Source organism: Pseudoalteromonas sp. Scap03 (assembly GCF_013393115.1).
Lineage (GTDB): Bacteria > Pseudomonadota > Gammaproteobacteria > Enterobacterales > Alteromonadaceae > Pseudoalteromonas.
The window spans coordinates 3,310,098-3,332,467 of sequence record NZ_VDEU01000001.1 but is presented as its reverse complement, the minus strand read 5'-3'; the positions used below and the strand labels follow the sequence as shown (position 1 = coordinate 3,332,467).

Below are 22,370 nucleotides of genomic sequence, written 5' to 3'. Positions count from 1 at the left end.
ATCAATTAAAATATACATATAATTAAATGTATTAGAGATAACTATGTATGAACTAGGACTTCTAGTTGCAAGTTGTGCGCTGTTAGGTTGCATTGTTGGTTTTTTAGCAGGGCTACTAGGCATAGGCGGTGGTTTAATTATTGTGCCAGTGCTAAGTAGTTTGTTACTTAGTTTTGACGTGGCCGCTGCCGATCATGTGTTAGTTATCGCTATTGCAACATCGTTAGCCTCTATTTTATTTACTTCCACTTCTTCAGCGTTAGCTCATCATAAAAATGATAATGTGCCTTGGGAAATTGCACCTTGGGTTATGTCGGGCGTGGCCGTTGGCGCATTAATTAGTGGCTTTGCTGCCAGCTTTATCCCTGAGAAAATGTTAAGAACGGTGTTTGCGGTCAGTGTGGTTTTTATTGCGATGAGAATGGTACTTTCTGCTCGAAATAAAGTGAACGCAGAACACCCTTTACCTGCAGGCCCCGTACTGGGAGGTATTAGTGCGGTAATGGGCTCACTGTCTGGGTTAATTGGCATTGGTGGCGGTGCATTACTTGTGCCTATGTTGCATTATTTTTCGGTTGATATTAAAAAGGCAATTGGTTGCGCTGCTGCATGTGGTATTGTAATTGCCTTTTTTGGCTCTATCGGTTACATCAGCGCTGGTTGGTATGTAACGGACTTAACGCATGGTTTTATGGGGTTTGTATATTTACCCGCTTTATTTGGGATTGTTATTACCTCATGGTTTATAGCGCCTATAGGGGCTAAGGCAACACATTACTTACCTGTGAATACAATTAAGAAAGTTTTCGCGATGTTACTGGTTTTCATCGCTATTAAAATGGTTTTTAGCTAAAGGTTTATTTTTATGGCACTGGAGTTTCCTCAAATTGATCCAATAATATTTTCTGTTGGACCACTTAGCGTTCGTTGGTATGGGTTAATGTACTTAATTGGTTTTGCGTTTGCGATGTGGTTTGCTAATCGTCAAGCGAAGAAACCAGGGTCGGGTTGGACTAAAGACGAAGTCAGTGATTTACTCTTTTACGGCATGCTGGGCGTTATATTAGGTGGGCGTGTTGGATATGTTCTGTTTTATCAATTTAGTTACTTCATTGAAAACCCCTTGTATTTATTTAGAATCGATCAAGGTGGCATGTCGTTTCATGGCGGCACACTTGGGGTGATCACTGCGATTGCTATTTTTGCTTACAAGCGTAAAAAGTCGTTATTGCAAGTTGGTGATTTTGTAGCACCTTTAGTGCCTGTTGGTTTACTTGCTGGGCGTATAGGTAACTTTATTAACGGCGAATTATGGGGCCGTACTACCGATGTTCCTTGGGCAATGGTGTTTCCAACTGGAGGCCCGCTTGCACGCCACCCATCACAACTTTATGAAGCTTTTTTTGAAGGGCTGGTATTGTTTGTCATATTATTGTGGTTTATAAAGCGTCCTCGTCCTGCGGGAAGTGTGTCGGGTTTGTTTTTACTAGGTTACGGCGTATTTAGGTTTGGTATTGAGTATTTTCGCCAACCAGATGCACAACTGGGGTTATTTGCCGACTTCATTTCAATGGGGCAAATCCTATCGTTACCTATGATCATTGGCGGGTTAGGCTTACTTATTTGGGCCTATAAACAACCACAATCGCAAACAGCGGCAAAAGTTTAAAAGAAGAAGTTAGATGAAACAATATTTAGAATTATGTCAGCGTATTGTTGACCAAGGACAGTGGGTTGAAAATAAACGCACCGGTACACGTTGTTTAACGGTTATAAACGCTGATTTAGAATACGATGTGGCGAATAATCAGTTTCCTATGATCACTACTCGAAAGAGCTATTACAAAGCGGCTATTGCTGAGTTGTTAGGGTATTTAAGAGGGTACGACAGTGCTGAGCAGTTTCGTAATATAGGCTGTAAAACATGGGATGCTAATGCCAATGAAAATAATGCTTGGCTCAATAACCCTAACCGTAAAGGTGAGGACGATATGGGGCGCGTTTACGGCGTTCAAGGTCGTGGCTGGCAACGCCCTGATGGTTCAACACTGGATCAACTGGCAAAGGTCATCAATAATTTAAAAAATGGCATAGATGATCGCGGCGAAATTATTACATTTTATAACCCCGGTGAGTTTGAACTTGGTTGCTTGCGCCCATGCATGCATACACATACCTTTTCGTTATTAGGTGATACTCTGTATTTAACCTCATATCAACGCAGTTGTGATGTTCCGCTAGGACTTAATTTTAACCAAATTCAATGTTTTGTATTACTTGCATTAGTTGCGCAAATTACCGGCCTTAAAGCGGGTAAGGCATACCATAAAATCACCAATGCCCATATTTATGAAAATCAGCTCGATTTAATGCGAGATGTGCAATTAAAGCGTGAGCCATTTGCTTCTCCCCAATTAAAAATCAACCCAGAGATTAAGTCACTCGAAGACATTGAAACATGGGTAACACGTGATGACTTTGAGGTGGTTGGCTATCAATGCCATGAAGCGATTCAGTACCCATTTTCAGTTTAAAAAATAAGGAGAGCATAATGAAAGCAGTGATCCCTGTAGCGGGCCTTGGAACACGAATGTTGCCGGCCACTAAAGCAATTCCAAAAGAAATGCTGCCAGTTGTAGACCGTCCACTTATTCAATACGTTGTTAGCGAAGCCGTTGCCGCTGGCATTAAAGAGATAGTGTTAGTAACGCATTCGAGTAAAAATTCAATTGAAAACCACTTCGATACTAGCTTTGAGCTTGAGGCAACGTTAGAGAAGCGTGTAAAGCGGCAATTACTTGCCGAAATACAGTCTATTTGCCCTAAGGACGTGACGATTATTCATGTGCGTCAAGGTGAGGCGAAAGGGTTAGGCCACGCTATTAACTGTGCTGCCCCTATTATAGGGGATGAACCTTTTGTAGTTATTTTACCCGACGTTATTATCGATGAAGTGGAAAGTGATTTAACAAAAGATAATTTAGCGGAAATGATCACTCGTTTTGAGCAAAGTAAACACAGCCAAATTATGGTTGAACCAGTACCTAAAGATCAAGTAGATAAATTTGGTGTTGTTGATTTAGGTGATGTTGAGTTAAACCAAGGTGAGAGCTCACCCATTAAGAGCATGGTAGAAAAACCACCTGTTGACGAGGCACCTTCAAACCTTGCTGTGGTTGGTCGTTACGTGTTGAGCAAAAATATTTGGCCATTATTAGCTAAAACACCACAAGGTGCAGGTGATGAGATTCAGCTGACTGATGCAATTGCGATGCTTATGCAAGATGAAAAAGTAGACGCTTATGCTATTAAAGGCCGAAGCCATGACTGTGGTAGTAAAGTTGGTTATTTGAAGGCGACGATAGAATTTGCTTTGCGCCGTGATGAATTTGCTGATGAGCTTAAAACCTTTATTAAAACATTAATTTAAATAAACTTATCATTATTCAAAGCGCCTACATGGCGCTTTTTTTGATTGTAAAATCGCTTTTACAGACATTTAATTATAACTATTTTTGCAGTTATACAGACAGATTTGAGTTTGTAATGTAATCTTTATGTTAACTAAAGTTGTTTTGTAGTTAACGTGCTTTATTAAGCCAATCGCAAATTGGCTCAACTTAGCGGTCGAAACTGTTGAAAGAGAAACAATCAATGTGTGAATACAGCATAAAGTATCACCGATATTTAGTTATAGCTTTACTTATGTTAATAGGGAGTGGCTGTACGATATCGCATGATAAAACCTCATTAAATGAAAGGGTTAAAGATTCACCCGAATATGTAACTATCACCGCAGTTGAACTTGCACAGCTAAAAGATGCCGCTTTGCAATGGCAAAAAGCACGTTCTGGTATAGAGAGACTATTAAAGTTAGAACGTGAGCTTACATATTTAGTTGATAATTTAGATATTATTAACAGTAAAGCAATAGCGAAATCTAACCAAGCTGTTAGCAATCGCTATGCTCGCTCATCAATTAATGCTAATACCTCGCCAGACCTCAGGCATGGTAATAACTACGCAAGCACGTCAGATAACGTTGAACGACCGAGACAAAGATATAGTAACCGTTATGTAAAACCGACTGGTAGGGACGCTCTAAAAAATCAGCGATATAGCAGCCGCTATGCTAGTGTTCCTACAAAAATAATTACAGCTCCTTCAAAAAGCTACAGTAAACGAACTGCTCGCTCGCCAGTGAAAGCGATTAGTTCTAGGGTGAACAAAAAGATTGCCTCTAAAATATCGATGGCAACAAAAGTGGCAATGGTAGATAAAAACAAAAAAGTATTTGCCTTACAGGTAGCGTCCCTTGATTCAGAAGAAAGTGTTGCTAAAGAGTGGAAGCACATTAACAAAAAAGCAGCGCCTTTGTTTAAGGATAAAATCACGACAAACATTGAAAAAGCAAAAGTTAATAACAAAACCTATTATCGATTAAAATTAGGTGAGTATTTTAACTTTAAAAGTGCTGAGGATGATTGTGAGGTATTTAAATTCTATAAAGTTGATTGCTTTGTGAGTAACTACACTGACAAACCAATTAGATTATAAATTATTTATTTGGCGCTTTTATTGCATAATAGCTAGAGCTCGTTTTTTGTAATAGGTGCTTTAAAGTGAAACTTCGTTTAATAATATTACTAATACCATTTGCATTAGCTGGTTGTAGCAACCAGCTAATGCCCGCCGACTCACAAAGCGACAAGCTTGTGCGTGAAAAAGATATAAAACCTTACTTAGAGCAATGGGATAACAACAAAGAGCAGATAGCGCGTTTAAGCACCATGGAAGAGGACTTATCATTACTGATTCAAGCTCTTTCTGCACAAACAGATATTGATACTGTACCTGAGCCATTGAAAGAGAAGGTAAAACGTGTTGAATATGGCTCTAAGCAATCTTTACAACTCTCCTCAGAAACTGCCTTAACCGATAACACTATCAGTACAAACAAAGCAATGTACGGTGTTCAAATTGGACGTTATTTAGTTTCTAATGGAGCCAAAAGACAAGTGGAGCGACTAAAAGAGCAATATCCCCAATTGAGCAGTATTTTGCAATACCGTATCAATGAGCAACAAAAAGAATCAACTACGCTTTATAGTGTTGTAGCAGGCCCGCTAAAAAGTCAACAGCAAGCAGCGCAATTGTGTTTGTTTTTTTACAAAATAGGTAATAAGTGTACCTTAGCGACATTTTCAGAGGATGTTTAAGGTTTTTTTAGGCTTATTTTTTCATCCTGTTATTATAAATCAAAATAAAGTAAATATTTTCTAACTTTTTAGTGATTTTGGCCGATACTTAACATAACCTGACTAACAGGTTTATACTTTATGTCTAAGGGAAAACTATGAACAAAATATTTACTAAAGCAGCGTTAGCTGCATCAATGACTGTTCTTTCTTTCGGTGCGGCTGCAGAAACTGCTTCTTTTCAAGCGGGTGTTACAGTTCAAAACGCATTCACCTTTACGAATGATGCACCACTAGATTTTGGTACAATCAGGGCTTCAGGTGATTTAACTGGGACGGAGACTGCAACATTAGTATTAGCCGCAAACCCTGCTACTGCTCCTACAACGGCTTCTACAGATGCAACCGCAGCTGAAATTGCAATTTTAGTAGCAGGTACACCAGCCTCATTCTCAATTTCAGGTGTGTCTCCTTTTGGTACATTGACCATTACAAATCCGACTGAAACTGCGATTGCGCCTGATACAGCACCTGCGGGCACTGCTGCATTTACTTTGGGCACTCCAACGTATTATGTGTTAACTGGTGCGACGCCTAACAGTGCAGCTACAACGACTATTCAGGTCGATTCAGCTGGCGAAGCAACTTTTAATTTTGGTGCAACATTAACCACAACAGCGGTTACTGCAACTAGTGATTATATCGATGGATCATACAGTGGCACGTTTACATTAGAATTAAATTACTAATGGGCAAAGCCTGCTTTATTGTATAAAGCAGGCTACTTTATGAAATTAATTTTACTCATACTAGCAGCTTTTTTAACTACTGATTTATACGCACAAGTTACACCGCTTGAGCAATTGGATTTTGGTAAAATTGTTATCAGTGATAACCAAAGTGTTAGCTCTATGACCTTGTTGCCCAGTAACACAAATACTTTAACCAATAAGATATATTTACTTGAAAAAGGCCATGCAGCCGAATTGTTGCTTGAAGGATATCCTGCACGTATCCAGGTAAACGTGAGTGACTTTGTAAGTGATCAGCCCCTAAATAACATTTTTGGTGGCGCGCCACTGATTTTAAATCAACTCATTTATAATGCGACCATTACAACCGATACCACAGGAACTGCTTTATTGAGAGTAGGAGGGCAATTAAGTACCTCAGGTGACGGAAATACTTATAAAGATGGTATCTTTGATACTACAATTGAAGTGACGCTAAATTATTAGACAACTAGAGATGTTGATAAAATGACAATAATAAAAACTTTTTTTATCTTAGTAAGCTTTATCTTAACTAGCTTCCATTCTTATGCAAACTTACTTATTTCCCCAACAAGAGTAAATTTTGATGAGCGTCAGCGTGTTGCTAAAGTCATTGTTGTTAATAACTCTAATGAAGCAAAAACTTATAGATTGGAGTGGCAAGACAAAGTTGCACTAGCTGGCGGAGGGTATGCTAATTTAGCGGCTGATCAAGAAAGTTCAGCTTCACTTAAAAATATGGTTAGGATTAGCCCATCGCAAGTTAGATTAGCGCCAGGAGAAAGGCAGATTGTTAAGCTTGCTATTCGAAAGCCAAAAGGTTTACTAGAACAGGAATACCGATCTCACCTAGCATTTAAAGCACTCCCTAATGAAACTCAAATCCAGCAACAGAGACTTGGTATTAATTTGAAATTACTATTAAGTTACACTATCCCTGTTATTTTGCGTAAAGGCGCTGAAATACCTAATGTTAATATTAGCAATTTACAGCTTATACACAGCCCAGAAAAAAAAGCGCTTGAGATTGAAATTAAGCGAGAAGGGGGCTTTAGCTCTTTTGGCAAGTTAGAAGTTTTCTTTAAGCAAAAAGGAATGGATACAGAGAAAAAGATCGCCATGTTAAACGATTTTAGTATTTACCCTGAGCTAAAAACAACAACGGCGACGATACCAATTTTTGTAGATCAAAACATCCCGAAAGATGGCGAAATTCGCGTAATTTATACAGGGCTTAAAGAATATCGCGATACTATTTTTAGTGAAAAGCTTGCGCCAATTAATAATGCAATTATCGGTAATTTGAAATAGGCGATGTATTACTTTAAGCGTTTAAAGTGGTTGTTGATCATTTTTTTATCAATTGACCCCTTATTAGCAGCAGAGCCTGACACTCAGGCCATTCTTGCTAGCATAAAAAAAATAGATAAAAAATGGCAGCAATACAACACTGATCAAGCTGTAAATGAAAGAACAGAGCCTGAGCTTAATGTGCAGCAAGGTGAGGGCATCCCCGAAGGGGAGTTATTATTTTTTTCATCGTTCGTGAAAAAAAATTACCTGGGTGAAATGCTCGGGGTGAAAAGTAAAACCGGTGTATTAATAGATTTATTAAGTTTTTCAGAAAGCCTGGATTTTGCTATCGATATAAATAGCGATGACCTTATTGCTCAAGGCTGGTTTATTCGTGAAGATAATCAGTTTTATCTAGACCTAAATACAAATACAGTACAAATTAACGGCGCTAGATATTCATTTAACAGCCAACAAGCTTATGCTGATAACGGCGATATGTTTGTTGATAGTAACTTGCTAGCGCAGTGGTTTTCGTTAGATATTGATATTGAATATTCAGCACTTGAGCTAAATGTAAGCTCCCCCACCAAATTGCCTATAGAATTAAAACGCGAAAGAGAGCAGCGAGAAACTGTAACTAATAGAGAGTCACGTCAAGCAATATTACCTTGGAAGGCCAGTCCATACAGTGCAATTTCATCTCCTCTTGCTGATGTGCAGCTTAGTGCAACCAAGAGTAATAGGGATTCAGCGATAGGGTACTCTGTATTAGGGTCAAATGACTTAGCCTATTTTAATGCTCAGTATTTTTTTGCAGGGCGAAAACAAGATTTACTATCAGATTCAAGATTATCATTTAGCCGTCAAAGTAAAGATGCACGGTTATTAGGTCCCTTAAATGCGACAACTGTTCAATTTGGAGATGTATTAGCAACTCAAATCGGTAAACAATTTAATAGTAGTTACGCCAGAGGAATAAAAGTTGATAACAAACCACTTTTTAAACAGGTTAATAGTAATCAAATTAATTTAACGGGTGCTATTCAACCAGGGTGGGATGTTGAGTTATACCGTAATGATGTACTGCTAGCGCAGCAGTTTAGTTTAGCTGATGGGCGTTATTTATTTGAAGATATTGATTTATTGTTTGGCGCTAATAATTTTGAGCTGATTTTTTATGGTCCACAAGGGCAAGTAGAGCGAAAAACAGAGCAATACTTTATAGATGGTAATAGTTTATCAGCAGATGAATCGTTTTATGAGTTGTCAATTACTGAGCAAGGTGAACAGTTATTCAATCAGTCACTTTATTCGACACAAGGTAAAGGTTGGCAGCTAGCAGGCCGTTATGAAACGGGAATAACTGATTATTTATCGGTTTATGCTGGTACATCAATATTAAATAGTAATTCGAGTGATAATGTTAACAATTATGCTTTTGGTTCGAACCTAAGTATATTTGATAAAGTATTACTTAATCTAGATTATGAAAAAAATAATAACGATGAAGATAAGCTAGAGGTAGCTGCTAGAGGTGAGTTAATTGGTCAATCGGTACGGTTAAGCCTGTCTCAAAACAATGAAAAGATAACTGATGATTCGCAGACAGCGAAAGTTGAAAGTTATCAATTATATACGGCAGGAAAGTTGTTTGATAAATCGTTTGGAAGCTTAAGCTATCAAAATACGCTCGCATATAACAGCAGAGAATTTAGCGACTCATATCTAAGTGTTGATAATACCTTATCGTATAATTTAGGTGGCACCGTTGTTAGTAACAACTTAATTTGGCGAAAATTTGATTCTTTAGATGATGCAACAACACTTGGCAGCATGCGTCTTCAACATCGATTTGGTAAAACATACACTCGTTTTAGTGTTGACTATAGCGCAGACTCCGGTTCGACTATACTGGGTTACCAAGCAGAATTAAGCCGTAGTTTATCTCAGAATTTACAATCTGAATTCACACTAAGAAACTCCCGTATAAATGATTTAGTTTCTATGGAACTGGGTCTAAATTGGCAAAGCGATAGTTTTAGCTTAAATAGCACAATGAGTTACGACGATGATGATAATTGGCGGCTAGGTTTATTTAGTCGCTTTAGTATTGGTTTTGATGCGAACACTGACGAGTACTTTTTAAGTAAAAGAAGCCTCGCAAACTCTGGCACTTTAATGGTTAGAGTCTTTCTTGATTCAAATAATAACAATATTCAAGATGACGGAGAAAAGGGAATTGAAGGCGTTAAGGTAAAAGGAGTTCAAAACTATCGCCGAGCTGTAACCAACGAAAATGGTTTAGCAATACTTAAAGGAATGCCAGCAAATAGAACCACCGACATAGTGATAGAGCCAGGTAGTATTAGTGAGCCTTTTTTAGTTGCCGCCAACGATGGCTTTTCAATTACACCTCGTGCCGGTTTTGTTGAATATATGGAGATCTCGCTTAATAACAGCAGTGAATTAGAGGGAACTGTTTACAAACAAGATGAGCAAGGCAGCACTGAAGTACAGCCTTTTGCTACCGTAAAATTACTCGACAAACAAGGCAAGCAAGTGGCACAAACGCAGGCTGCTTATGATGGTTATTATTTGTTTACCGATTTACGCCCTGGCGAATATAAAGCGGTTATAGATGATGAATTTAAGCAACGTAAGTCTTTAAAAGATACGCAACAGGTGGTGGTTAAGTTACCAGCGCAAGGTGAAGTAGTAATGGGCGTTGACTTTGAGCTTAAAGAAAAAACACAAACTCCAGCGTATATTGCTAATGCGGGTGGGTTTTCATCATTGCCAATTATGAAAGCGTATTATCAATTAATTAAACGTCATTTAAATGAGCAATCAAAGCGTGATGCTTTTTATATTAAAGACGAAAAACAAAAACGGTATATTTTAGCCGTCGCTTATGCCGAGTCTGCGCAAGGGGAGCTTGAACAAGTATGTGCAGAATTAAAAGTAAAAGGCTTGAACTGCCAAGTCCAAGCGCAACTTATTAGCCACTAATAACAATAAGGTTTAACCATGCAATATGCTAATTTATATAAACGCTACTCAATACTAATTGCCTGTATTGCTGCTCTTTTTATATCAGGATGCAGTACCACCAAAACTGCAGAATCTCCTCAGCCAATGCAAGCGAGTGCCAATCTTTCTGAGGCAGAGTTGGCGCAGCTAAAAGCATCGTCTCAGCAGTGGCAAGCAGCCAAAGCAGGTGTTGAACGTTTATTAGTGATTGAACAAGACTTAAAGTTATTAATAAGCCAATTAAATGCAGTGGCAAAACAAAGCTCTGCATCAACAAATACGCCTGCAGTATCAACAGCTAAAGCTTCGGCTGAAACGGTAGCACCAACAAAAGTTGCAAAAAAAGCTAAAGTAGCAACGAATACAGCTGACGAAAAACAAGCCGTTAAAGCCTTATTTGCCTTGCAAGTTGCAGCCGTTACCGACAAAGAGCGACTTAGCCAAAGTTTAAATCAAATAAAAGCCAGCGCATCTTCGTTATTTCAGGGCGAATTCGTGGCGAATGTAGAAACTATTAACGTGAGTGGCATGACTTACTACCGTTTAAAGCTTGGGGCTTATCAAAATCAAGCGAATGCGGCTGCCGATTGCGATAAACTTAAACAGCGCCAAATCAATTGCATTGTGAGCCATTACACCCAACAGCCATTAAAATAAATATGCATCTAGGGTATTAGGCATAATAATTGCTTTGTAACTATTATGTTTTTAGAGGATGGCAACTATGCGCCTTTTGTTACCCTTACTATTATTAAATTTAGCGGGCTGTAGCTTAACACCCCAGCCAAAGCCGAGTATAAGCACTGATGCGCCTAAAGCGGTCATGGCACCTTATACGCTTAACCAGTACGTAAATAGCTTGAGCGCCCAGCTTAGCCATATCAAAGAGCCTTTTAAAAGCACCGCTTCAATCGCGGTCAGCAGCTTTTATTTAGCCAATGCTTTGGATTCACAAATTGCTCAAGGGCAGGGTTCAGGGCTTAGTCAGCAAGTTCAAGAAAGCTTAATAACCCAATTTACTCAGTTAGGGTACAACACGGTTGAATATCGGCTTGAAAACCAGCTTAACTTATCAGCGAGCGCTGATTCAGTGTTAAGCCGCAGCACGAGTAACTTAAAGCAGCGTCAGATTATTGACTTTGTGATCACTGGTACTTTAACCCGTCAAGAACATGCTTATATTGTTAATGCTCGCATGGTAAATATGCAAACTAATCAGATTGTATCTGCCGCAAGTACTGAAATTCCCATCAATGTGATGTGGAGTAATGAAAAAATACAGCAGCGCGGTGACTATATTTACCGCAGTGAATATTAATTAGGAGCACACATGAAACGCCTACTATTAACTTTATGTTTGCCACTGGGCTTTGGTTGTTCACAAATGACAAACCATAGTGACACGCAAATTACCGACGATGCGCCTATGTTTTTTGAGCAACGCCCTGTAGCTGCACCAACAAATACAGATTCGCTTTATCAAAATAAAGCCGCAGTGATGAATAAAAACAAACAAGTAAATACGCCAACCCGTAAAAATATTAATCACTATGTGCGTGGCATCATGCAAGATATGGCTGAAAACTTACAGTACGTAAATACTAAAACGCCATTGGCAGTATCAAGCTTTGTTTTTTTAGACCGTGACTACAACAATGCTGACTTAGTAGGTAACCAAATAGCAGAGAGCTTTATGCACGAACTGCATAATTTTGGTGTGCCGGTCATTGATTTTAAAACCACCGATTATATGCGTGTAACCCCTGGTGGCGATTTTGTTTTTAGCCGCGACTACTTAGAGCTTAACCAAGAACAAAACTTTAGTTACGTATTAGCGGGTACGCTAGTAAATCACCAAGGCGGCATATTAGTAAATGCACGAATTGTTGGTTTAGCGAGTAAAGCGGTTGTAGGCTCTGTACAGGGCTTTATTCCGCAATCAGTTATTGATGCGCTAAATAGCAGTAACAGTGCTGATGGCATTATGCTTAAACAAGCGAGTAAGTGAGGTTTACCATGGTTAACTTAGTTAAGCGCTCTGCTTTAATTGGTATAAGTGCATTATCACTATTACTTTCAGGCTGTAATTTAATGGGCGAGTCGACCGCGACCGAGCCCGCCAAATCTGAGCCAGAGCAAACAGTGGTAAGCAATCTTGATTTTAACCAGATCATGGCGCAAATGCAGCAAAATGACGAGCAAGAACAATACGCCGATACAACGCAGTTTAACCCAAACAAGCACCATAAAAGCTTAGTTAACTACGTAGAGCAAATGGCACTTGATTTAACCGACACCATGCAAGTAGCCCCGCAAGATGCAGCGATTGCAGTCACGTCGTTCGTTGATTTAGACGCAAGTTTAACTACAGCAAGCCAGTTAGGTAATCAGTTATCAGAAACCTTTATACACCAGCTACAAAAGTTTGGTTATAGCGCGGTTGATTTTAAAACAGCCAATTTAATTACCGTTAATGAACAAGGCGACTTTGCATTCACCCGCAACACTCGCAAGCTTGCAGGTACGAATATAGCCAGCCATGTTTTATCGGGTACATTAATTTACCGTGCAGATGGGGTTGTTATTAACGCTCGCGTAATAAATATTGAAAATAAGCGCCTTGCCGCCAGCAGTCGAACATTTATACCGCTTTACGTATTAAATAAAGAAGATATATATTTATCAAGCAATTAACTTACTTTGATACTTGATATAAAAAACCAGATACCGTTATAATTTTTGTAAGCTGTAAGCTGTAAGCTGTAAGCTGTAAGCTGTAAGCTGTAAGCTCGATGTGGCCTCTTAGTTAAATGGATATAGCGGCCCCCTCCTAAGGGGCAGTTGCAGGTTCGATTCCTGCAGGGGCTACCAATAAAATCAATGGGTTACGAGCACCTCCTGTTGTGAAGTTTATTTTTTATAGCGCATTTATAGCAATCTAAATTGAATTATTATAATTTTAGAGAGGCTATTTATACCTTCTTAATACCCCCGATAATTTTGTATCGTGATTTAATTTATAAGCATCTAATAAATGCAAAAGTAGCTGGTTGAGCTCATCTGCACAGATGTAAAGTTAATAGTTTTTTCTACTTGAAGGCTTATAGTCTTATTTAGTTTATTGGAATTTATAAGCCTTTGATGCATAATTGTCCGTTATGGTATTTTTTTAATGGATATGAGCATAATAACCGAGGATTGGTAATTCGAATGAACAATAGTGTATTCAAATTATGAAAGTAGTTATCTTATCAGGTGCAGGACTTTCTGTTCCTTCGGGTTTACCTTTATATGAAAACATCAAAGAAACTCCTGAGTATAAACAGTTTCAAGTAGCTGATGAATCTGAATTATTGAAGTTAATTGAGGCTATTGGCTACAGATACGCGACATTTATGCCAAATCAAGCTCACTTTGAATGTAAGTACCTTGAGACATACTGTGATTCTATTGGTGTAGAGTTTAAACACTACACACTTAATATTGATGATTTAATCGAAAAGTCAGGTGGAAGTGCTATACATATACACGGCTCTATAGCTGAACCAAATAGTATTGTTAGTTTTAAAGATATTCCAAGCATAGATCTTTTTGAATTAAAATGGGAACAAAATGATATTTTAATTGTGTTGGGTGTCAGTAATACAGGTTTTCCATTAGCTGCTATCGAAGACAATGTACTTGCAAGTGGAGCAAGGTTTTTAAACTACAATGTGATGCCCAATAATGAAACAAGTACTGACACGGTTCTAGGTGATGTTGTAGATACTTTTAGAGCTCTAGATCATAATAATTTGCCACAGGTTGAGTTCATCGAAGTTGATTTAGGCTATACTGTAAGCCAGCTCGAATGTAATATCATGGGTGATGAGTACATAGTATATATACTTCCCTCGACTGAAAGCGATTTTAGTGCAGAAAGACTTGAAGAAACTGAATCATTAATAGGGATGGAACTCGACGAAAATTGCTATGAGATTAAGTTTGATCTTAAATCTAATATTGAAAATGAAACTCCATTTGAGCGACCAAAGGAACCTGCTACAAGAAAGCAACTAAACTTGCTAGGTAGGGTTATTTCAGGGTTAATATTATCTCATTCTATAGATAACGGGGCTACAGCTTACACTGCGTCAGCCGCAGACAAAAGACTTGTCTCATTTTACAATTTGCTTGCAAATCGGTATGTTGATCGACTAGAATATGAGCCATGGTGTGGTTTTGGTAATGACGGAGTAGATTATGCGTTCAAAAAGAAATGAAGTGACTAATCAACGTAAAGTTGAAGCTATGCGTAAGCTATCAAAAGCTTGTAATATTGCGATTAAAGCTGGTAAAGCAAAAAAAGCGATCCTGAACCCACAATAAATTAATAGCTTTATATTTATCTTAAAAAAACTGACTCTTATGTCAGTTTTTTGTTTTTAAATATCGAAAAATTATTCTTATATGTGTCTAGGTCTAGAGAATAGATTTTTTGTATTTAAACTGCACGTAATATGTGCTCTTTAGTCTACGCTTTAGTACTCAAGTTGAACAAAACTTATTAACCCACGCGCACTGCGTCAAACTACCTCTGCATTACTCTGTCTTTATTCTCTTTCTATTTAATTTATATTATTTAAAAAATGAATTTATAGAATATCACTTTACAGCTCTAAGCTGACAATGAAGTAACCGCATTTTTATATTACTTAGTACAGTTATTTACAGAACTCCAAGTAAGACCTTTTTTGCCATTCTGGCAAATAGTGAACTAAAGGTTGTTCTTGGCTTTGAGACTTTATTGGATATGAGCTAAAGCTAAATTAAGATCTTTAGCTATTTGAAATGTTGTATTTAACTACAGTTTTATTTATTGATGATAGCTTTAGCTAACTCGTTCTAGCTTTAGGTTATGCCTTTTCTACCTTCCATGAATAGTGCCTTGTGATTATAGCTTTACCAGCGAACCACAATCCTTTTACTTTAAGTATGAGTTCACCATCGTAATAGTTTTGTAAGCACTTGCCCGTTTCTTCTCATTTATAAAATCTTTTCTAATTACAAATAATAAAGCGAGTAACATAAATTTACTCGCTTTATTATTTTGATAGCTGATAGCTGATAGCTGATAGCTGATAGCTGATAGCTGATAGCTGATAGCTGATAGCTAGTTCTTAACCATCACTAGTAATTGTAGCGATAAGCTCGCTCAGTACCTGCTCAGCTTTGTTTGTTTCTACTTGGCAAGTACCAGCATTTAGATGGCCGCCGCCACCGTATTTAAGGCATAACTCGCCAACATTAGTATTGGAGCTGCGGTTGGTGATTGATTTACCAATGGCGTACACCACGTTTTGCTTTTTAAGCCCCCACATTTTATGTATTGAGATATTACATTCGGGGAACATGGCGTAAATAACGAAGCGGTTAGTAGCGTAAATGGTTTCTTCTTCGGTTAAATTGAGTACCACTAAGTTGTCGTGTACTGATGAGCAGCGGTCTATTTGCTCTTTAGCTTGTGCGTTGTGCTCGTGGTATAACGCAACACGCTCGGCAACATCTTCCATTGCTAGTATTTGTTCTATGCTGTGATCTTTACAGGCGTCAATTAACTTCATCATTAACTGGTAATTAGAAATTTTGAATTCACGAAAACGGCCAAGTCCTGTGCGCGCATCCATAATAAAGTTCATCAGTACCCAGTCTGTTGGGTTTAAAATTTCGTCTTTTGTAAATTGTGCCGAATCCCCTTTATCAACCGCTTCCATCATGTCAGTTGAAATATTAGGGAATTTCTCTGCGCCACCATAATAGTCATAAACAACGCGTGCTGCAGAGGGCGCATCTGGGTCAATAATATGGTTTTTTATATCGCTTTCGTTACGAACGGTTTCACTTAAGTGGTGATCAAATGCAATATGACAACCGGCAACATAGGGGAGGTTAGTGGTAATGTCGTTGCTGGTAATGGCTATTTTACCGTCTTGCATGTCTTTTGGATGCACAAATAAAATATCGTCGATTAAATCTAAATCTTTAAGTAATACGGCACACACTAGGCCGTCAAAATCGCTTCGAGTGACAAGTCTATATTTATTATTGCTCATTTTCGGTCCATTTTTGTTTGTTTATTAATCTGAGTGTAGCAGTTTAAACTCCATTTTATATACCAGTTTTTAACATAAAAAAAGCCAAAACAATGGTTTTGGCTTTGAGTAGCAAGTGTGTATTAGTGATGTGTTATGCGCCTGGGCCACATTCCATACAATGGTTAATAATGTCTGGGCCAAATTTTAATTTAGCGTTTAAATCACGTAGTGCAGTGCGTAGGCCTTCTTCAATAACAGGGTGATAAAAAGGCATATCAAGCATTTGTGGTACAGTCATTTTGTTTTGTACAGCCCATGCAAGTAAGTGTGCTATGTGCTCTGCTTGTGGGCCTATAAATTCCGCACCTAAAAATAAGCCGGTGCCGTGCTCGGCATACACACGCATGTGGCCTTTGTTTTTTAGCATAACGCGGCTACGGCCTTGGTTTTCAAAGCTGACTTCGCCTATTTCAAAGCACTCACAGCTGCCTAATCGTTCGCTAATTTCTTTAAAGCTTTCACCAACCATGGCTATTTGTGGGTCGCTAAACACAGCGGCAATTTTAGCGCGGCGTAAACCCGCACGTACATGAGGGTAGCGGCCTGCGTTTTGCCCTGCGATTGTTCCTTGATCGGATGCTTCGTGAAGCAGTGGGATCATGTTACTGGCATCGCCAGCAATAAATATGTGAGAGTTGCCACATTGCATAGTGTGGGCATCAGCGAGTGGTACGCCACGCTCATCAAGCTCTATGCCGGTGTTTTCTAACCCTAGTTTATCGGTGTTAGGTACTCGCCCTGTTGCAGCCAGAACATAGTCAAACTGCTCGGTATGTTTAACATCTTGTTTGTCGGTATAGGTTAGCTCTGCTTTATTACCTACCTGTTTCATATCTGAAACGTTTGAGTCGGTATCAACATAAAATTCTTCTGCAAATACGGTGTTAGCGTAATCTTTAACTACTGGGTCGGTTAGTGGGCCTATGGCACCACCTACACCAAAGAGTTTTACCTTTACCCCTAATCGGTGCAACGCTTGGCCAATTTCAAGGCCTATAACGCCTGGGCCAAATACGGCTACTGATTCTGGTAAATCATCCCAGTCGAATACATCGTCATTAATAATCAGTCGGTCGCCAAAGTTATTAAATACGCCAGGGTAAGATGGGCGTGAACCTGTTGCTATTACAAAGCGTTTAGCAGTGATTATGGTGTGCTCATCTATTTTCACGCGGTTGGCGTCTAAAAATTGTGCATAGCCACGAATTTTATTTTCGCTAGGTATTTCATCTACCGCTTCTACTACGAATCCTGCAAAGCGATCGCGCTCACTTTTTACTCGTGCCATAACGGCTTTACCGTCAATTACCGGTTTTGAGCTGTGAACTCCAAAGGCAGGTGCCATTTCTATTGAGTGCGCGGCTTCTGCTGCAGCAATCAATAACTTACTTGGCATGCAACCAACACGTGCGCAGGTTGTACCGTATGGGCCTGATTCAATCATAAGTACGTTTTGAGTAAATTGTTTTGCATTACGGTAGGCACTTAAACCAGCGGTACCTGCACCTATAACAACAACGTCGGTTTGCAATTCTTTCATAGTGTTTTTCCTTTAATAAACAGGGGCGTTGCAGCCCCTGTTTTATTTACTTAATTAAGCAAAGTATTTTTCTAGGTCGTCTGAGCCACCAATGTGCTTACCGCCAATAAATACTTGTGGTACGGTTTCACGGCCTGATACTGCTTTAAGGCTGGTAAGTGATGCGCCAGCACCCATTACAATTTCTTCAAAAGCAAAGCCTTTAGCTGTAAGTAGCTCTTTTGCTTTTTTACAGAAAGGACAACCAGGCTTAGTAAATAGAGTAACCGCCTCTGGTTTTACTTGAGTTGGGTTGATGTAATCAAGCATAGTGTCAGCGTCTGATACTTCAAACGGGTCGCCTGGTAAATCTGGCTCGATGAACATTTTCTCTACTACGCCATCTTTAACCAGCATAGAATATCTCCAGCTGCGCTTACCAAAACCTAAATCGTTTTTATCAACTAGCATACCCATGCCGTCAGTAAATTCGCCGTTACCATCTGGTAGTAAGGTAATGTTTTGCGCTTCTTGATGTTCAGCCCATGCGTTCATTACAAAGGTATCGTTTACTGATACACAAACAATGTCGTCAACGCCATTTTGTTTAAGTACACCAGCTAACTCGTTGTAGCGTGGTAGGTGAGTTGATGAACACGTTGGTGTAAATGCACCAGGTAGTGAAAACACAACGACTGTTTTGCCTTTAAAAATGTCATCAGTAGTTACTGATTTCCATTCGTCGTTTTGACGCGTTGCAAATGTAACGTTAGGGATTGTTTGACCTTCAATATTGTTTAACATGTTTTTAGTTCCTCTTGATTTGTTGATAGCCATTATGGCGAACAATTAAATATAGTTCCAATCGTTTGTTTGTATTAAACTGATAGGCATAAGCTATCAGGTTGAGTGTGAATATGAACTTAAAAGATTTAGAATATGTAAAAGCCGTTGCGCATTTTAAACATTTTCGTAAAGCAGCCGATGCCTGCTTTGTAAGCCAGCCCACCTTGAGTGGGCAAATTAAAAAGCTAGAACAAGAATTAGGGGTTATCTTATTTGACCGTTCAACTAAGCACGTTACCTTAACAACCCAAGGTGAACGTTTGTTGACACAAATCACTCTTATATTAGAACAAACTCAAATATTAAAAGAACTGGCTGCTACTTCTAACCAACCGTTACAGGGCAAGCTGAGTATTGGTATTATTCCTACTATTGCCCCGTATTTACTTCCTACACTGCTTACATCAATGAAAGCGGCATTTACTCAAAGTCAGTTTTCGTTTATTGAAATGCAAACTTCTACCATTTTAGCTGCGCTAGACAGTGGCGAGGTGGATTTTGCAATTTTAGCGGATGTGCCTGAGCTAAAAAATTACCATACGATTAATGTATATAAAGAAGACTTTTTAGTTGCGGTATCTGCTGATAACGCTTTAGCTGTAAATAAAAAGGTAGCACTGCAAGATCTTCAAGGTAGTAACCTATTAATGTTAAGTGATGGCCATTGCTTTAAAGATCAAGCCCAGCAGTTTTGTTTTTCGGCAGGAGTGGATGTTTCTAGCCAGTATCAAGGTAATAGCTTAGAAACCTTATTAGCGCTGGTGGCGATGGACGATGGGGTTACGTTTGTGCCAAAACTTGCTGCAATCCCCCGAGAGGGAATTCATTATTTGCCTATTTTTCCTAATCAGCAACGTAATATTGTATTGGCCTGTCGAAAGCACTACCCGCATTTATCTGGGGTTGAGCAGTTAGCAGATTGGTTAAGCGCTCACGATAATTTAAAAGTTAAGCTAACCCAAGCACTTTAGGGCGTTGCAACTTCCACAATATCGTTAATTTGTACGCCCGGTAAAGGCTGATCATTAATACTGACGGCAATGGCGCTATGCTGATATAGCTGCTCTACACGAATACGGTTCAAAGTGGTTATAGTATGCGGCATGGTGTTGCCTTGCGCATCGGTTAAATAATTATGATGAGCAATACTCAGCTGTTGGCCTTTTTCTAAGCCATGTGCCTTTCCTAAATTAATGACGAGTTTATTATTTTCCATGTGCATAATTTTGCCTTGGGTGGGTAGGCACGCCATGGCTGCTTGCAAATCGTAACTTAGGGTTTGGTTTATCTCACTAATACTTTGACCAAAAGGTGACTGCCAAAAACGATTACTGTTTACATCAATAATAGTTGTTTTTTCAAATGGCCAGATAGCTTGGCTTTGATAGCTTTGTTGCCACAAGGGTTCATAAGTAGTGCCATTAAATAAACTAAACTCTATTTGATAGTGACGCTGATAGCTTTCATCTTGCCAAAATGCATAGTCGCTATTGAGTTTATCGCTGGTGGATAAACTGGTAATTTGGCTTAACAACACATATTGCGCGTTACTGCGCGATGAAATTTCCTCTAACTGGCTATTAGAGTAGTCATGTTGTTGATTAAAGTAGGTATCGACTTTTATCGCTTTATTGAAATAGGCAACAGGGACAGCACTCATTTTTGATTTTTGCAGTGCCGTGTAGATGTTTTTGCTTACGGCTTTATTAATGTCAAATATTTGACCCATTCTAGCGTGTTCGCGATTAGTTAATTGGCTTTGCGTCACGGCTATAAATTTATTGAAGTTGCTTTGCGGGCATTGTTCGGTTTGTGCAAAAATATCTAGGCGTAAGGTAATCGCAAATTCATCACTGCTGCGGTTTTCGCTAACGAGTTCTATTTTTTGGATTTCGCCTTGGCTACTTATTTTTAGTTGGTCTTGAGTTAATACGCCATCTACAAGGGTTTGCACTGAACTTACACGAGCCCCAGAAAATACTAAGGCTTGGGTTATCGCATCTTTTATGGCTGCGGCTTTTGCACTAGGAATATCGCTATTTTGAATAACTGCATGGCCGGTAGACTCATACCACTGAGCGTGAGTAAAAGGTGAAAACGTTAATACCGCAGTGGTACTTAACCCTGCTAATACAGCCTTTAAAAACGATTTCATACTTTTACTCCAATTAAACGTTAGCGTTAATCAACTTCAGCAAGTAATGTACCACTATTTTTTGTTATCTATTTAAAGGCATATCACTGGCACTAAACATGCATAACTGAGTTTAATTAGTTTTTAAAGGCCCAGTATGATGCGAGTAATGCCATTAATGATCACATTAGGCTGCTTAACTTTAAGCGGTTGTAGTAATATATTTGATAAACACGTTGAGTATAAATATGTTGAGCCAAATAATTACCCAGTATTAAAAGCGGTTGGCTATGCGCCCATTAGTTTGCAGTCGGGAAGTAGTGATACGCAAAAACAACTTATGGCGATTAAGGCTTCAAAGCTCGAGGCTTATCGCGAACTAACAGAGCAAGTATACGGGCAAAAAATTACCGCAGGTACAACAGTCGCTGGGTCTGTTGCCCAAGATGATTATTTACAAAGCAAAGTACAAGGTATTATTAAAGGCGCACAAATTATAAAAACATATGCCGTTAATGATATGTATGTAACCGAGCTTGAGCTTAATATGAAACGCGTTCACGACTTGTACATCGGTGAGATAAAACCACGGGAAGTGAAAAAAGTCACTTATTACTAAGCGACAAATTATTACCCATAAAAAACGCCTAAACGAATTATCGTTTAGGCGTTTTTTATGGGTATTTTTTTAGGCTTTTAGGTTACGCACAATGCTGTTATCGGTATTTACGACGCTACCAGCTTGGTCGTAGGTCATTGATGAAGGTGCACCAATTAAAATACTTTTTAGCTGCTTTACACTTAACTGTGCCTGATGAGCTGCATGAGCATTAACTTCATTTTGTTTTTGACATTGCTCAAGCTTAGTTCTGGTCAGCTTTATTAAGTCATTGTTTTCATCTGTTTGCTGATCATTACTGGCAATCAGGTTACTGAGTTCTTTATCTAGGGTGCTTATGCTGGTTAAAAAAGACATTTTCTGTTGGGCAATTTCTTTCAAACCTTCGCCTCTACGTGAGGCAATAGCATTAAGCTCTTGAGTAAGAAGCTCACTCAAGGTTGTTAAACAATTTATTTGTTCGTTTAGTTTAATCGTAATTAAACTATTGTGATCAGCCATAAACATTAAACTCGAAGTCTGCTAAATTTTTGGCAAGTTTCTCACTGTCTATTTGATACTTGCCTTCGGTAATGGCTTTTTTAAGTTCAGCAACTTTGTTACTGTCAAAACCAGAAGACTGCTCTGCTTTTTCTTGTAAAGATTTTAATTGCTTAGCTTGCGGTGTTAGGCTCACCGAATCGCTTGCCGCTTTAGGCGAAGGCGTTTGCGCAGCCTGCGTATTTGCATTATCTCTTTTTAAATCAACTTTTTGCTGTTGAGTGTTTGTTAAAACACCAGGCTGTTGATTTGATTTGTTAACTTGACCGACCATGATAAAA

The 22,370-nt window shown here is 38.8% G+C and carries 24 protein-coding genes and 1 tRNA gene; 19 read left to right on the top strand and 6 right to left on the bottom strand.

The features are described from left to right. Nucleotides 1–43 precede the first annotated feature (43 nt). From FHG08_RS15395 to FHG08_RS19100, 17 genes are all read left to right on the top strand, one after another. Entirely contained in the window at nt 44–853 is an 810-nt protein-coding gene (locus FHG08_RS15395; protein WP_138608136.1) for a sulfite exporter TauE/SafE family protein, read from the top strand. 12 nt (nt 854–865) lie between these two features. Then, entirely contained in the window at nt 866–1,669 is an 804-nt protein-coding gene (lgt, locus tag FHG08_RS15390) for a prolipoprotein diacylglyceryl transferase (RefSeq protein ID WP_055013228.1), read from the top strand. Nucleotides 1,670–1,682: 13 nt separating this feature from the next. Then, nucleotides 1,683–2,534 (top strand): thymidylate synthase, encoded by an 852-nt coding sequence (locus FHG08_RS15385; protein WP_178956442.1) that lies wholly within the window; start codon nt 1,683–1,685, stop codon nt 2,532–2,534. A 17-nt stretch (nt 2,535–2,551) separates the two neighbouring features. Beyond that, nucleotides 2,552–3,430, top strand: coding sequence for a UTP--glucose-1-phosphate uridylyltransferase GalU (galU, locus tag FHG08_RS15380; RefSeq protein ID WP_138608132.1), 879 nt, complete (start codon nt 2,552–2,554; stop codon nt 3,428–3,430). Between the two features lie 275 nt (nt 3,431–3,705). Beyond that, complete coding sequence (locus tag FHG08_RS15375; RefSeq protein ID WP_178956441.1) at nt 3,706–4,557, top strand: SPOR domain-containing protein; 852 nt, start codon at nt 3,706–3,708, stop codon at nt 4,555–4,557. A gap of 65 nt (nt 4,558–4,622) precedes the next feature. Beyond that, on the top strand, nt 4,623–5,219 hold the full coding sequence (locus FHG08_RS19185; RefSeq protein ID WP_178956440.1) for an SPOR domain-containing protein: 597 nt from the start codon (nt 4,623–4,625) through the stop codon (nt 5,217–5,219). A gap of 137 nt (nt 5,220–5,356) precedes the next feature. Then, the gene (locus tag FHG08_RS15365; protein WP_138608128.1) at nt 5,357–5,947 is read left to right on the top strand and encodes a DUF4402 domain-containing protein; all 591 of its coding nucleotides are present in this window, start codon (nt 5,357–5,359) and stop codon (nt 5,945–5,947) included. A 39-nt stretch (nt 5,948–5,986) separates the two neighbouring features. Further along, on the top strand, nt 5,987–6,436 hold the full coding sequence (locus FHG08_RS15360) for a DUF4402 domain-containing protein (RefSeq protein ID WP_178956439.1): 450 nt from the start codon (nt 5,987–5,989) through the stop codon (nt 6,434–6,436). Between the two features lie 21 nt (nt 6,437–6,457). Beyond that, nucleotides 6,458–7,282: a molecular chaperone gene (locus tag FHG08_RS15355; RefSeq protein WP_178956438.1), complete on the top strand. Its 825-nt coding sequence runs from the start codon at nt 6,458–6,460 to the stop codon at nt 7,280–7,282. A 33-nt stretch (nt 7,283–7,315) separates the two neighbouring features. Further along, nucleotides 7,316–10,276: a hypothetical protein gene (locus FHG08_RS15350; protein ID WP_256729716.1), complete on the top strand. Its 2,961-nt coding sequence runs from the start codon at nt 7,316–7,318 to the stop codon at nt 10,274–10,276. Nucleotides 10,277–10,294: 18 nt separating this feature from the next. Beyond that, on the top strand, nt 10,295–10,954 hold the full coding sequence (locus tag FHG08_RS15345) for an SPOR domain-containing protein (RefSeq protein WP_178956436.1): 660 nt from the start codon (nt 10,295–10,297) through the stop codon (nt 10,952–10,954). Nucleotides 10,955–11,021: 67 nt separating this feature from the next. Beyond that, on the top strand, nt 11,022–11,615 hold the full coding sequence (locus FHG08_RS15340; RefSeq protein WP_138608118.1) for a FlgO family outer membrane protein: 594 nt from the start codon (nt 11,022–11,024) through the stop codon (nt 11,613–11,615). A 12-nt stretch (nt 11,616–11,627) separates the two neighbouring features. Continuing rightward, entirely contained in the window at nt 11,628–12,305 is a 678-nt protein-coding gene (locus FHG08_RS15335) for a FlgO family outer membrane protein (protein ID WP_178956435.1), read from the top strand. An 8-nt stretch (nt 12,306–12,313) separates the two neighbouring features. Further along, complete coding sequence (locus FHG08_RS15330) at nt 12,314–12,991, top strand: FlgO family outer membrane protein (RefSeq protein ID WP_138608116.1); 678 nt, start codon at nt 12,314–12,316, stop codon at nt 12,989–12,991. A gap of 102 nt (nt 12,992–13,093) precedes the next feature. After that, a tRNA-Arg gene (locus tag FHG08_RS15325) sits at nt 13,094–13,168 on the top strand. A gap of 362 nt (nt 13,169–13,530) precedes the next feature. Beyond that, nucleotides 13,531–14,559, top strand: a complete 1,029-nt coding sequence (locus FHG08_RS15320; protein WP_178956434.1) for a hypothetical protein — start codon at nt 13,531–13,533, stop codon at nt 14,557–14,559. Then, on the top strand, nt 14,540–14,665 hold the full coding sequence (locus FHG08_RS19100; protein WP_256729715.1) for a hypothetical protein: 126 nt from the start codon (nt 14,540–14,542) through the stop codon (nt 14,663–14,665). The genes FHG08_RS15320 and FHG08_RS19100 overlap by 20 nt, the downstream gene beginning before the upstream one ends. 791 nt (nt 14,666–15,456) lie before the next feature. On the opposite strand, the gene FHG08_RS15315 is transcribed toward FHG08_RS19100, so the two are convergent. The 3 genes from FHG08_RS15315 to FHG08_RS15305 form a co-directional block, all read right to left on the bottom strand. After that, entirely contained in the window at nt 15,457–16,389 is a 933-nt protein-coding gene (locus FHG08_RS15315) for an exopolyphosphatase (RefSeq protein ID WP_178956433.1), read from the bottom strand. Between the two features lie 133 nt (nt 16,390–16,522). Beyond that, complete coding sequence (locus FHG08_RS15310) at nt 16,523–17,971, bottom strand: dihydrolipoyl dehydrogenase (protein WP_178956432.1); 1,449 nt, start codon at nt 17,969–17,971, stop codon at nt 16,523–16,525. Between the two features lie 54 nt (nt 17,972–18,025). Further along, nucleotides 18,026–18,754, bottom strand: coding sequence for a glutathione peroxidase (locus FHG08_RS15305; RefSeq protein ID WP_008466566.1), 729 nt, complete (start codon nt 18,752–18,754; stop codon nt 18,026–18,028). 113 nt (nt 18,755–18,867) lie between these two features. Between FHG08_RS15305 and FHG08_RS15300 the strand changes: the two genes are divergently transcribed. Next, the gene (locus tag FHG08_RS15300; RefSeq protein WP_054201738.1) at nt 18,868–19,767 is read left to right on the top strand and encodes a LysR substrate-binding domain-containing protein; all 900 of its coding nucleotides are present in this window, start codon (nt 18,868–18,870) and stop codon (nt 19,765–19,767) included. Here the strand turns inward: FHG08_RS15300 and FHG08_RS15295 are convergent. Next, nucleotides 19,764–20,951, bottom strand: a complete 1,188-nt coding sequence (locus FHG08_RS15295; protein WP_138605264.1) for a flagellar assembly protein T N-terminal domain-containing protein — start codon at nt 20,949–20,951, stop codon at nt 19,764–19,766. The two genes, FHG08_RS15300 and FHG08_RS15295, sit on opposite strands and share 4 nt — an antisense overlap. A gap of 139 nt (nt 20,952–21,090) precedes the next feature. On the opposite strand from FHG08_RS15295, the gene FHG08_RS15290 reads away from it, so the two are divergent. Further along, the gene (locus tag FHG08_RS15290; protein WP_138605368.1) at nt 21,091–21,549 is read left to right on the top strand and encodes an LPP20 family lipoprotein; all 459 of its coding nucleotides are present in this window, start codon (nt 21,091–21,093) and stop codon (nt 21,547–21,549) included. A gap of 69 nt (nt 21,550–21,618) precedes the next feature. On the opposite strand, the gene flgN is transcribed toward FHG08_RS15290, so the two are convergent. Beyond that, nucleotides 21,619–22,050, bottom strand: a complete 432-nt coding sequence (gene flgN / locus FHG08_RS15285; RefSeq protein WP_178956431.1) for a flagellar export chaperone FlgN — start codon at nt 22,048–22,050, stop codon at nt 21,619–21,621. Beyond that, entirely contained in the window at nt 22,043–22,363 is a 321-nt protein-coding gene (gene flgM / locus FHG08_RS15280) for a flagellar biosynthesis anti-sigma factor FlgM (RefSeq protein WP_010387860.1), read from the bottom strand. Before flgM ends, flgN begins: the two co-directional genes overlap by 8 nt. Nucleotides 22,364–22,370 lie beyond the last annotated feature (7 nt).